At 27.4% G+C, this 12,764-nt stretch carries 14 protein-coding genes; 3 read left to right on the top strand and 11 right to left on the bottom strand.

Annotation, left to right across the window (positions count from 1 at the left end):
* Window positions 1-801: 801 nt before the first annotated feature.
* The gene (locus tag MPTP_RS00310) at window positions 802-1,461 is read right to left on the bottom strand and encodes a CatB-related O-acetyltransferase (RefSeq protein ID WP_013773002.1); all 660 of its coding nucleotides are present in this window, start codon (window positions 1,459-1,461) and stop codon (window positions 802-804) included.
* Between the two features lie 773 nt (window positions 1,462-2,234).
* Here MPTP_RS00310 and MPTP_RS00305 point away from each other — a divergent pair.
* The gene (locus MPTP_RS00305; protein ID WP_013773001.1) at window positions 2,235-2,816 is read left to right on the top strand and encodes a helix-turn-helix domain-containing protein; all 582 of its coding nucleotides are present in this window, start codon (window positions 2,235-2,237) and stop codon (window positions 2,814-2,816) included.
* A gap of 648 nt (window positions 2,817-3,464) precedes the next feature.
* On the opposite strand, the gene MPTP_RS00300 is transcribed toward MPTP_RS00305, so the two are convergent.
* Window positions 3,465-3,797, bottom strand: coding sequence for a DUF1648 domain-containing protein (locus tag MPTP_RS00300; RefSeq protein WP_013773000.1), 333 nt, complete (start codon window positions 3,795-3,797; stop codon window positions 3,465-3,467).
* A gap of 532 nt (window positions 3,798-4,329) precedes the next feature.
* On the opposite strand from MPTP_RS00300, the gene MPTP_RS00295 reads away from it, so the two are divergent.
* Window positions 4,330-4,677 carry a hypothetical protein gene (locus MPTP_RS00295; protein WP_013772999.1) on the top strand — a complete coding sequence of 116 codons (348 nt, stop codon included), beginning with the start codon at window positions 4,330-4,332 and terminating at the stop codon, window positions 4,675-4,677.
* 368 nt (window positions 4,678-5,045) lie between these two features.
* Here MPTP_RS00295 and MPTP_RS00290 read toward each other — a convergent pair whose 3' ends face one another.
* The 6 genes from MPTP_RS00290 to MPTP_RS00265 all read right to left on the bottom strand — a co-directional run bounded on the left by MPTP_RS00290 (window position 5,046) and on the right by MPTP_RS00265 (window position 10,183).
* Window positions 5,046-5,582: a P-loop NTPase family protein gene (locus MPTP_RS00290; protein ID WP_013772998.1), complete on the bottom strand. Its 537-nt coding sequence runs from the start codon at window positions 5,580-5,582 to the stop codon at window positions 5,046-5,048.
* A gap of 317 nt (window positions 5,583-5,899) precedes the next feature.
* A complete protein-coding gene (locus tag MPTP_RS00285) occupies window positions 5,900-6,652 on the bottom strand; it encodes an ABC transporter permease subunit (protein ID WP_013772997.1) in 753 nt (250 codons plus the stop codon).
* A gap of 4 nt (window positions 6,653-6,656) precedes the next feature.
* The gene (locus tag MPTP_RS00280) at window positions 6,657-7,529 is read right to left on the bottom strand and encodes an ABC transporter ATP-binding protein (protein WP_013772996.1); all 873 of its coding nucleotides are present in this window, start codon (window positions 7,527-7,529) and stop codon (window positions 6,657-6,659) included.
* A gap of 53 nt (window positions 7,530-7,582) precedes the next feature.
* Window positions 7,583-7,813 (bottom strand): hypothetical protein, encoded by a 231-nt coding sequence (locus MPTP_RS00275; protein WP_041363447.1) that lies wholly within the window; start codon window positions 7,811-7,813, stop codon window positions 7,583-7,585.
* 387 nt (window positions 7,814-8,200) lie between these two features.
* Complete coding sequence (locus tag MPTP_RS00270; protein ID WP_158309115.1) at window positions 8,201-9,109, bottom strand: GHKL domain-containing protein; 909 nt, start codon at window positions 9,107-9,109, stop codon at window positions 8,201-8,203.
* A 345-nt stretch (window positions 9,110-9,454) separates the two neighbouring features.
* Complete coding sequence (locus tag MPTP_RS00265) at window positions 9,455-10,183, bottom strand: LytR/AlgR family response regulator transcription factor (protein ID WP_013772994.1); 729 nt, start codon at window positions 10,181-10,183, stop codon at window positions 9,455-9,457.
* A gap of 150 nt (window positions 10,184-10,333) precedes the next feature.
* Between MPTP_RS00265 and MPTP_RS10325 the strand changes: the two genes are divergently transcribed.
* Entirely contained in the window at window positions 10,334-10,510 is a 177-nt protein-coding gene (locus MPTP_RS10325) for a tyrosine-type recombinase/integrase (RefSeq protein WP_080580438.1), read from the top strand.
* A 264-nt stretch (window positions 10,511-10,774) separates the two neighbouring features.
* Here MPTP_RS10325 and rpsI read toward each other — a convergent pair whose 3' ends face one another.
* The 3 genes from rpsI to MPTP_RS00250 all read right to left on the bottom strand — a co-directional run bounded on the left by rpsI (window position 10,775) and on the right by MPTP_RS00250 (window position 12,760).
* Complete coding sequence (gene rpsI, locus MPTP_RS00260; protein WP_013772993.1) at window positions 10,775-11,167, bottom strand: 30S ribosomal protein S9; 393 nt, start codon at window positions 11,165-11,167, stop codon at window positions 10,775-10,777.
* A 13-nt stretch (window positions 11,168-11,180) separates the two neighbouring features.
* Complete coding sequence (gene rplM, locus MPTP_RS00255; protein WP_260325800.1) at window positions 11,181-11,609, bottom strand: 50S ribosomal protein L13; 429 nt, start codon at window positions 11,607-11,609, stop codon at window positions 11,181-11,183.
* Window positions 11,610-11,998: 389 nt separating this feature from the next.
* A complete protein-coding gene (locus MPTP_RS00250) occupies window positions 11,999-12,760 on the bottom strand; it encodes a hypothetical protein (protein ID WP_172956373.1) in 762 nt (253 codons plus the stop codon).
* Window positions 12,761-12,764 lie beyond the last annotated feature (4 nt).

Below are 12,764 nucleotides of genomic sequence, written 5' to 3'. Positions count from 1 at the left end.
AGCAGATATTCTTAAATTTTTAGCCAATTGTCAGTTCTCTGAACGATTATGATTCCCTTTCATAGGTTTCACTCTAATGCGTTTCATTTTATGCTTATATGACAAAAAATATATTTTAAAGTTAATAATTATTATTTAATCGTATTATATATTTATTATTTTACTATATTTTTATTCAAATGTTAATTTATTCAATACTTGATTTCAATTCTCAAAGTTATTTGCTTTTTTCTAATTCTGATACCATTCATTTAACAAATCAGCTTTTATTTTTAGACTTACAAAACATAGTCAATAGTCGGTTCATTAATAGATACGTCTTATATTCTCATTTTTTTCTAAAATCTATTTTTTATATCTCTTTTCAGTCACATTATTTTTTATAAACTAATGATTAATCAATATACTGTCTTTTAAGAAGAAAATGGACAGTTTACTAGCAAGGATAACAGGAAACAATACTTGGATTTTATAAAGCTACAAAAAAGAAATTTGATCATTCATGTAGCAAGGATTGAATGAACAAATAAGAAATTTCTACATTGATGATCACTCACTATAAATTTCATAGATATTGAAATAACAATATATAAATGAAGCTATAAGAAATTACTAAGAAGTTTGAAAACAATATTGTTTAAACAACTAAGGAAATTCAGAGAATAGAATCGTAAAATGAAATGATAATAAAATAAATATTTTTATCATTAGAATGTATTCGAAATAGTAATGATAAAAAAATAAAAAAACATCTCCAGTTGAATTCATTCTTCTTGAATTCAACCAGAGATGCTTTTTTATTTAATTTAAGATATTTCTTTTATAGTAATGATACAAATCATCAATAGTGCCACCCATCAAGATGTCTTTAGCCGCATCAATTTGAGCTTCAGTCCAGTCAAACCACCTTAACTCCAAAAGCATATGAATTTCATCATCAGTGAAGCGTTGTTTGATTACTTTAGCTGGATTCCCACCAACAATTGTATAGGGTGCTACATCTTTGACGACCATTGAACCTGCTGCAACAATTGCACCTTCTCCAATGGTCACACCTGGCATGATCATTGCATTCATCCCAATCCAAGCGTCACTTTTTATCACAGTATTTCCTTTAGGTTCATAAGAATTTTTTATATGACTTGTGAAAGGATAAACAGTAATCCAGTCTGGATGATGATTATGATTACCTCCCATTAAAATAGTAACGCCACTGGCAATACAAACATAATTACCAATGATTAATTTATCTAACTGCCAGCCAAACTCTACTGTTGGATTAAAGGCAGCCTTTGTCAATGGGTCTCCCCATAAATAACGTACACAACCATTTTCAAAAGGTTGATCACTATAATAGCCAGAGTAATAAGAAAAATCTCCTACTTCTATCAATGGATTTGTCACCAAATCCTTTAAATATAGAATATCTGACCATTTTTCAAAATTTTGTTTATTATTCATTCTTTCTTCCTCGCTTCTAAGTTTAATGCTTGTTTGACTTAGAAGCTTGTTGCCACTATAACATTTTTTAATAGTCTTAAACGACGATTCATTTTATTCACTCCAGTAATAAAACGGAATATGCCTGATTATACAAATTTATCTTTTTAAAGTCAAGGTATAGAAATAAAGACCTTTCTATCTAATAACTATTTCTACAGTTCAAATTTATGCTAAAAATAGTTTTCTATTTTCTAATTTGTCATTATTGATCCCTATATAAACTATATTTTAAGTACAAATAAATAATTCTATTTTTGAATCAATTTTAAAATTTTCAATTACTCATTATATCAACTTCTAAATTCCCTGTCTTTCTTTCCATCTATTCTAGATAAATCCTTTTCATTTAAAAAATTAATTAAATTGAACAGATAAAATTTTCAACCTAACTTTGAAAAAAGGCAAAAAACATTCATTATATAAATAGTAAAATTAAAAAATTGATGATAAGAGCATGCTAACTTGCAAAAAATATTGTCTCTCCTTAGAAAGCATGAATAATGTGTTCTCTATTTGTTAATTATTACTATATATTGAACAATATAAGACATAATCTCCTAATTAACCATTCATATCATAGAAAAGATAAGAAATTACAAACACTGATTTTACAGCAATGCAAATTATATTTGCATCGTAAATTTAGTAATGTCTTCATAATTTGCTATTAAAATTAAATTTTATTTGTATAATTTTATTAGTAGCTAAAATGAATGAAAGGAGTAAAGGTTATGTTGTTATCTAAGGTATTAAAGAAAAAAAGGCAGGAAAGGGGAGAGACACAACAACAAGTGGCAGATATGCTTCATATTTCTAGACAAAGTATTTCCAACTGGGAAAACAATAAAAGTTATCCAGATGTTCCAACCTTGATAGAGTTAAGCCAATATTTTGATTTTTCATTGGACGTCTTAAAAGGAGATGACGATCTTATGAAAAAAATAAAGAAAGATTATGAATTTATCCATAAAGAAAAAGAGAATAAAAAATATCAATTGTATTTAATGGTTATTTTACTACTCATGTTCATTCCTATTTTATTTATTCCATTATTTGGTAAACACGTTATGGTTGTAAAATATATTGGCATTTTCGTTGTGCTGATGTCTATTTGTTTACTCTATTTCAGTTTAAAACTGGTACAAACATACTATAAAGATGTAGCTGACAAAAATGGTCCTCTGTTTATTCCCAAAGCATTCGGAATTTGGATCACCATCAATCCTTTTAATTTTTGGGGAAAAGTTATTTGGCTTTCTTTAATTGCTTTTTTAGTTGTACTAGTGATAAAAATGATTTTGACCCCTATTTAAATTAAAAGCAATATTAAATTTAAACGGACTGAAATTATTTTTTCAATTTTTTAACAGATGCCACTATAAACCTATCAAACTATTTAATGATAGTTAGCTCAATGTTTATAATCATTTTGCTGATTACAAGCTACAAATATTCCTCTTTATTCTAAGTTACCTTTATTAATTTTAATAAAAAAGCCTGATGGTTGTTCAAAAAATTTTATTTTTGTGAATTTTTGAATTGTTTTTATTTGCTAGGATCATTTAAAGAAACATAAATTTTATTCCTAATATCTTATAGTGATATTTACTTGATTGTCTATTTGTAATCATGATTATAGTAGAACATTTATATTATATATTTTGGCAAGAAACTTATCGCGTTGCCTGAAAATCAACTATAGCTAAAAAAGACAAAGAATAGCTACTATGACTTCGCCATTTTTCATCTTTTTATGAACTCATGTTGTAATGTTTTTAGTTCTATATCTTAATAGAAGCTAATCAGAAAAATGAATTTGTTATAAACATAGCTTCGCTTTTATAAAAAATATTTCGATTACTTAAGGTTTATTGGGAAAAAATCAGACAAGAGAATTTATTCTCAATTATTTCTAAGGTGAATGCAGCTATTTTATTTTTAAAGTAATCCTACTTTTTAATTTAATATAAGATTTCTTGTTGAATAAAATATGAAAAAATAATAAAGAAAATAAACATAACCGTTATATAGGTCCATTCATTCGGCAAAAATGTAGGTATCTGTTCTAATCCGATTTTTTTCCGTTTCTTTTTCGCAATAAAGATGAGTATTTCACCTGCAAGAATTAATAAAACGGGTAGTAAAAAAAGCCAATATTTAGAATCAAAGGCATCCGGTTTGCCTGACCCGGAAAAATGAACAGCAATGGTTGCTGGTGCTTTGATATATAACCAAATACTAAATATAAATTCTAGAATATAACTAAATCGAATCATTCGCTGGTATTTTTTCATTCAAACTACTCCTAGTATCGTTTAAAAAGACAAATTTTATAAAAAATTTAGCTTATTAACTAATAATTTTTTGATAAGAATAACTAGATAAAAATAAAACAAGAAATCTACTTTATGGAAATAAATAAGGTTACTACATGCCTATTTTTCTACTTTTTCATTGGATATCTTCTATCCTAGTCTGGGATCCTATTTTAATATGTTGATTTTTATTAAATAATCCACCGTCATCACTATTTTATTTAACATTTATAACAATAGCAAATTAAATTTTGATACCGATTTCATAATTTGCTGATGAGCTTTTAAATATTTCCAAATTTTATACAAACTCCTTCTTTCAATGAATATTAGGTATATTCCTATCAAACATATATCGATAAATTTCATTATTGGTTACTATGCTAATTTTTCAATTGAATTTACCTAACAGTATATAAGTATTGTACTAAAATTATCAAGTTTTTTAAAGAATGCTTTTTATTTTGTGTATAAAACAGTGATAAAATATTAAAAAGGAGGAATGAATATCATGAAAAAAGAAAATAAAAATTCTATTATAAGTGCTATCATAGTAATATTGTTAATTTGTCTTGTTGCTCTTTGTGTATTTGCTAGTTTCAATCGATCATCTTTTTTTAATCGTTGGTTACCAACTATCTTATTATTTTTGTTAGTTCCTTTATTAATTGTTAGTTATATTGCCTATAGAAATTATTTTTACAATAATGAAAAAACAGCGTACTCTACAGCATTCTTTATTCCTAAAATGTATGGGATAGGAATCACTATCAATCCTAACCATCCACTAGGCAAAATTATTTGGATACTACTCATTCTTTTTATTGCTGGAATGGCCATTTATTCAATTGTACAGTAGAGAAAGTTATGATGAAGGTTAGTTGATATTAAAAATGTGTCTTAGAATGATTTTCAATACACCTAAATAACAAATCTTTATACGCAGATTCCAAAAATTATATTTCATTAAATTAAAAAATGTTTTAAATGTTTAATACTAAAAATATAGTCAATAAAAATACTTGTAGGTCATAAATTACTTTCATTTTAATGTATCCTAAACTATATATGTATAGTTATTTAATCCTAGTAGTCGTACAGCAATTAGATGAAGAACAAATTATAAGCTTACTTTGTACCTATTAAAAAACTCATCTAATTTTCTATTAGAAGTTATTACATTAGTATAGGTTACTGTATTTCTACTTGATTTTCGTTTTAACAGAATTATGATTTTAACAATTTTCTCAACATCCTATATTTATTAATGATGAGTACCTCTTTATGATAAGCGTTATCGATTAATCGTCTTGTTTTTCTCCCGGAACGTTGATTGTACTTCAAAGCATAGATAAAAAAAGAGAAACTTAATTTTTCTTTACAGCCATCTGCCATATCAGGGCGTACACTATTAATATTTTTAAATCTACGCTTGATTATATTAAAGATACAGATAAATAAAGGGACTTGAAGCCAAATAATCAAATCAGCATATTTCAGTCTTCTCTCTAAATTAGAACAATAATCACCATCAATAATACAAGCAATATCAGAAAGCATAATATCATCAACCTTCCTATTAAATTCTTGCTCATCAATGGATTTCCAATTCTCTTTCCAATAGATTTTATCAAGGTGATATACTTTCATTTTGAATTGTTCACCTAATTTTGCAGCTACCGTTGACTTACCAGCACCATTTGGACCTATTATTAATATTTTCTTTTTATCTTGCAAAATACCCTTCAACTCATCATTTATCATAATTATCACCTTATTTTTCTGCCAATTATGCATCATGTCATTATCTTTTGCATATAATTTTATTCAATTAAAGCTAGTACCATTGATTGAAATATCTCAATTGATGCTTTATTCTCTATTTTTTATAAGCATTTGTTAAAAAATCTTCTTTAAAATGATAGTTATTAAATTAAGATATCACTTAATATCTTCTTGAGTATAACTATTAAACCTCTTTTTAGCGTTTAACCATGTTAGCATTTAGCATGGTAATATAAGTTTTTCTAATTTAAATAACTATTATTGATTGCCTTTTACAATTTAGTTAATCGGGTAGACTAGAAGTTTTTATTGACCATCTGTTTATTCAGGACATAAAGTACCAATACAGATAGACCACACATCAATATAATTTGATAAAGAATAGTTAGATGAGAGTAGTTCGCATTATCTACCAATGTATAGTAACCAGGTAACCATATACTAATCACTTGAATGTTTGAAACAAATTTTAAAATCACAAAAACGATGATTGTAAACAATACTGCTCGAAAGCTTCCCCAACTTGCTGAAAAAAACATGGACAAAGAAACCATCAATATTAAAAAAAAGACACCTGTGATACTTTCAAGCATCAAATGAATACTGTAATCCATAAAATGCAATTTCACACCAGTACCATGACTAGAATTTGCAACAAATAACATATAGAATAAACTTGATAAAAGAATATTAAGCAAATAACATAGCAACACTACCAGTGATACAGAAAGAAATTTTCCTATGATTAATTTCTTTCGTGAATAAACTCTTGTAATTTCTAAAAGAATTTGTCCATCCGTAATCTCTCCCCCTAAAATTGTTGCACCAAGAAAGGAAAAGAGAACCAATGGAATTCCTAGCATCATAATTAATGCCCACATCGTAGTTGCAAATGCAATCAAATCGAGCTTACCTGAAATCAGTATAAACGACCATTTAAAATAGATCCCTAGTGCATATATAAGAGAAAAACTACTAAGAAGCGTAATACTTATAAATATCTTTCGTTTATAAAATTTAAATAGTTCTACCTCAATAAGATTTTTCATAGCTTCACTCCTTAAAAAGATTTTCTAAGCCTGTGTTTTCAATATCAATGTCTTGTATCTTTCCTTTTTCTAAATAAATAAGTTTTAAAACTGTATCCAATAACTGCATATTTTTAGAAAATGAAATTTCATTTTGATTTACATAAACGATCGATTTTAATTTTTTTATTAATTTAGACGTTGGATTATGTAATATAATTTTTATTTTTTCATTATTTATTTTTACTATTTCTTTTACTTTTTTATCTCTGATAAACAGATAACGATCACATATCTGTTCAATTTCAGATAATTGATGTGATGAAATCAGAATCGTGATGCCTCTTTTTTCTTTCATTTCAAATATATATCTTTTAAAATGTTCTACTCCCATTGAATCTAGTCCTACAAATGGCTCATCCAAAATAAGAACTTTGGGATTCCCCATTAGCGCTAATACTAATCCTAGTCTCTGTTTCATACCAAACGAATAGCCCTTTACCATTTTGTGATTATTTGGTAAATCTACAAAATTTAGTAACTCAAGAATTTTTCCTTTTAATTCATTTTTATTTTTTGGGGAATTAGCATATTTTTCACTAACATACAAATTATCGAACCCATTTAGATACTCAAAAAGTTTACACTCTAATAAATAACCAAACTGACTCATAACTTCATACTTTTGTAAATACGAACGATCACCTTTATATTCAATACTGCCATAGTCAAATGAGGTCAATCCCAATAAAATTTTCATAAGCGTTGTTTTACCAGCACCATTTTTCCCAATTAACCCAATAATTTCACCTTGATTCAAGACAATTGAAATATCTTTTAAAACTTCTTTATGATCATATGTCTTTTTTAAATTTTTTATTTCTAATAGTTTTTCCATTACTCTCTCCTAACTATACAGATTTACTCAAAGTACTTCCTTTTGCTTCCATTTCATATATATTTACTATCAAAGCGAAATAACTTAGCCAAAAAAATTGGAAGAACGACTAGAGAAAAAAGAGTTGGTATAGTCATTCTAAAAAAAATTCCTTCAGTCATTGGGATTACAGTCATTATCAAAATAGTTGTTAAAAGACACACTCCAGATAATACAGATATTCCACAGGCAATAAGTAATGTTTTATATTTTTTATTAAATGTCTTCTTTTTTACATGGTTCATAATTTTTCATCCTCAATCAAAATAGTAGTAGAAAATTAAAATAAGTTACTTTCCTGCTACCAATTAAAAAATATTTCTGTGAATATCTTATACAGTACTTTTAATTTCTTTGATGCAATGTCCTACCGATACACAACCTACTTTATTAACTTTTTTAGAAGAAAACAATAGCATATAAATCCACATCAAATACATAAATTTAATTTATCAATTTTCCAAATAAGTATGATATATACTTTGTATTTGAAAATAGATAACCAATTGATACCATCATAATATACTATAAAAAACAACTTTTAATGTCCTATGTTGTAACTTGCATATTTTTAGTAGTATATTGCAATAAAAAAAGGAGGTTTCTCAAAATGAGCTACCTCGTTAAACTATTTATACTATAGAAATTATGATCAGTACTTTAAAATAATCATTACTCCATGAAAAGTCTGAATACCCATTTAATTTGTTCACCCTCTCTATAACACTATTTATACCTAAACCATATCTACTATATTTTTTCTCAGACTTAATTATTTTCTTAGTAAAATCTAAATCCTTTTTTTGAGCAGGATTAGTAATCTTAAATACTAATTTATTTTGATGGTAATGAATACAAATCTTGATAATTCCACTGCTTTTAATTCTGATATACTCCTCAATTGCATTGTCTAATATATTTCCCAATATTGCACATATATCAACAACTTTCTCTTCCAATAAGATATCCTTAGGTATTTTTAAATCTAAACAATACAAAATATTTTCCTTTTCCATTTGATTTACTTTATTACTCAAAACTACATCAATCGGCCAACATTCAGTATACTTTTTATAAAGATAATCTGAACCCTGGGTAATCTCTAGTAATAAAGACTTTGCCTGATTAAAATCTCTATTTTCGATGTGATAATTTAGACTAAGTAATAAATTTTTCAAATCATGTCTCATAATCCTAACTTCCTTCTGACTTTTCAGAGACTCTTTATAATACTGGTTTTGAACACCCGTTAAAATTTGTTGTTGTAGTACATAGTTTTTTTCTGCTAAATGATTAGATAAAGCAACAACAGATATGTTAATAATCATCATGCATACATTCACAATTAAAAATACAATAGGGTCAAAATGGTAAAAATAGAAAAACAGGAGGATAGACAGAAAAGGTGTAACAGAAAGAATGTAATACTCTTTTTCCTCTAGTCCAATATCATTACTTGCTCTGAAATAGTATAAAAATCGAACTAGAATAATCGCAAGAATTGAAACCAATGTGAATAAAAGAATAAAAGTTAATTTCATTAGGTTGGCATTTTTATAGTTAGGAAATATAAATAATAAATTGTTTTGGAACAAAAGTAGAAAGACAATAAATAAATAATGGAAAATTTTTTTTTTGAATACTACCATAAAAACAAAAATAGATTAGCGAGCCAATCACAATGAATATAATATATCTTAAATCTATATTAGGAAAAATATCACCATTTGTAATGGATATCTTGGTTAACAATACTAAAATAAAACAGATAATAAAAAATTGTCTTCGCTTTATCTTTAATTCTAAAAAACCGATTAAATAAATTGAGATAGAGAAACTTTGTAAAAAAATTAAAAAAATAGCTACCAACAATATCCCAACTATCTTCATATACCAATCGCCCTTTCAATAAAGCGATTGTAACACTCTTTAAACATCTTACTTTGTCCACGACTCAAAATAATCCTATTGCCATTAGTTAAATATATCACTTTATCTGCTATATAATCAATATAGTTCATATTTACAATTGTCCCAGAATTTACTTTCACAAAACGCAATAAATCTAACTTTAATTCTAATTCTTTTATTTTTCCATAAAATAAGATATCTTTACCCATTGTGTTTTCAACTCTTATTTGCCTTCCTCTTTCTGAAGAAATAGTTATAATTTTATCATAGATCATCTGGTGTTCTTCGCTACCCGATTTAAAAAATAAATAATTATTGTTAATGTTGATTTCTTCAATCGCTAAATCTAACAGTTTATCTATTTTTTCTTCATTCACTGGCTTCAACAAATATCTAAAGGGAAATACTTCAAAACTCTCTATTGTATATTTATCATAACTAGTTATGTATGAAAGCAACATTTTTTTATCATATTTTCTTATTTTCCTTGCTGTATCAATGCCATTTAATTCAGCCATTTCTATATCTAAAAATAAAATTTGATAAATAAGCTTTTGCTTTGTAATAGCATCTATCAATGAATAGCCATTTTGATAGATATCCAACTCAAATTTGATACCTCTATTGATGAAAAAATTCTCAATTAACTGTTCTAGATAGGTATTTTGAAATACATCATCATCACATATAGCAATTTTATACATTTCATCATCTCCCATGTTTCATATTAACACCAGTTTTTCCAAAAAGATAGAAATTAATTATATTTTTTGGTAGTAAATACAGCTTAGAGAGGAAATCTAAAAATCAGATTTCCTCTCTTGTTTAATTATCTCTATCTTATTTTTTAAACCATTCATCAATTATTAAAGACTGAAATTACATATTTTCAAGAGAAAAAATATGGATTTTCTCATATCATCTCTCATGATTTAAGACATACCTTTGTTTCAGATTTACTCAATCAAGGAATAAATGGCTTAATAATTAAATCTCTTGTCGATCATGCAGAAATTTCTAACATGATTTAAGACATTTATGGATACACTACTAATGACCAGACAAAAATAGACACATCTAAACTTTTAGAGAAATACAGAAATGCCCATCAAAATGGATAGCTAGTTACGAGATACGAAAAAAGTCATTACCAAATTCGTTACCAAACAAAAAAAGACACCATCCAAAAATTGGAAAGTGTCTTGAACATTTCAATGGAATGGTACTCGATTTCCTTAAAAATCTCCGTCCCATCCTGTATTCGTAAGCGAATAAATTCGTAACGACTCCAGCAATTAACGTTTTGAGAATTGTGAAGCTTTACGAGCTTTTTTAAGACCTGGTTTTTTACGTTCAACCATACGTGCGTCACGTGTTAGTAAGCCAGCACGTTTTAATGCAGAACGAAAGTCAGGGTCTACTTCTAGTAATGCACGTGCAATACCATGACGGATAGCACCTGATTGACCAGAATAGCCTCCACCTTTTACGTTTACCATAACGTCATATGCGCCTTTTGTTTCGGTGACATCAAATGGTTGATTGATCACTTCATGCAATTCAGCATGTGGAATATAGTCTGCAAGATCTTTTTTATTTACAGTAATTTTACCAGTTCCAGGTACTAAACGTACACGTGCAACAGATTTTTTACGACGGCCTGTGCCCAAATATTGGATTTGTGCCAATGAAATTCCCTCCTTAAATTAAGTTTGTAATATCTAATACTTCTGGCTTTTGAGCAGCGTGCGGATGCTCTGCGCCACCGTATACATTTAGTTTCTTAAATTGTTGACGTCCTAAAGTATTTTTAGGAAGCATTCCTTTTACTGAAGTTTCAATTAAGCGGCGAGAATTTTTAGCGCGTAATTCACCAGCAGTAACAGACTTCAATCCACCAGGATATTGGCTATGACGATAATAAATCTTATCTGTTGCTTTTTTACCAGTTAATTTCACTTTATCTGCGTTAATTATAATTACAAAATCACCTGTATCCACATGTGGTGTGAATGTTGGTTTATTTTTTCCACGCAAAATAGATGCAACGACTGTTGAAAGACGACCTAAAGAAATATCAGTTGCATCAACTACATACCATTTACGTTCTACTTTACCGGCCTGAGCCATATATGTTGTACGCACGTTTTTTCCTCCAATTTCTTTTCGATGTTTGACATACACTTGAGTTTCCGGGGCTCTCTTGGGGCAAACAATACCATTTATCATAATACCTTGAATAATAGCCAAAGTCAATGATATTCTTTATATTTCAGAAGAATTAATTATAAAAGAGTTCAGTTGTCTAACTGTAAACAAAAAATTGTTAAAAGTAATGACACTTTATTTATCTCATTAGATTTAAATCAAAATAATAATTACTGCTATTTAATTATAAATAATAGTTTAACAATTGGATTTTTTCTATTTTATTATTTTCATTTCTATAAAAAAATTGACCATTTGCTTATTAAAATAGCCAATAGCCAACCTCATAATTTCTTTTTTAATGATTAATTTTAAGATTCAAAATTAACGTCTTGTTCAATATGCCAATCTTTTTTAGAAATATCGTAAACAAGTGTAGCAATAATCGCATCATTCTGATACCTAATATTCTTTGTTTTCCAGATAGCATCTTCCACCAAATAAATGGGAATACGATATTCATCATTACTAATCTTCATTGAGCTAAAGCAGAATATAATTCCTTCTTGTAAAACAATTTTCATATCTTTCAATAGATCAAAGTTTAATTTTTTAATAGTTGTATTTCGTCTAAAAAAGGTTTTTCGATCATTTACTCTTTTCAAAGTAGCATGAGTAATTTTATCTGCTAAAATTCTAAAGAATTCATCAATATATCGGTAATAAATTCGAGTCATAGTATCCACAAATTCAAAAAACACAAAGTTATTTTGTAGTTTATAAAAGAAAGGTGAATGCAAACTTGTTTTAACATGACCAAAATATAATAATTCAGAAATTTCAAGAGGAGTTAATTCTTTTAACATTGTAATATCTGAGAAATCAATCCATTTAATTTCTTCTTTCATTTTTTGGTTATTTGCTTTTGAAAGATATTGATTTACTTTTTCCTCTCCGCGAATCATTTTTAAGCCAGTATAAATGTCATACTCGCCTTCTTCAGCAGCTGGGTTTAATAATAGAATATTCTGTGGATGATGGACGATAGAGCGGGCAAAATCCAAACGTGTAATTCCCTTCGACAAAACTGCATTACTTGTTATATCAACATGTACATAAATTAACTCTGTCATTCTC

The sequence above is a fragment of the Melissococcus plutonius ATCC 35311 genome (genome assembly GCF_000270185.1).
Classification (GTDB): domain Bacteria; phylum Bacillota; class Bacilli; order Lactobacillales; family Enterococcaceae; genus Melissococcus; species Melissococcus plutonius.
This window is presented reverse-complemented; position numbering and strand designations above follow the sequence as displayed.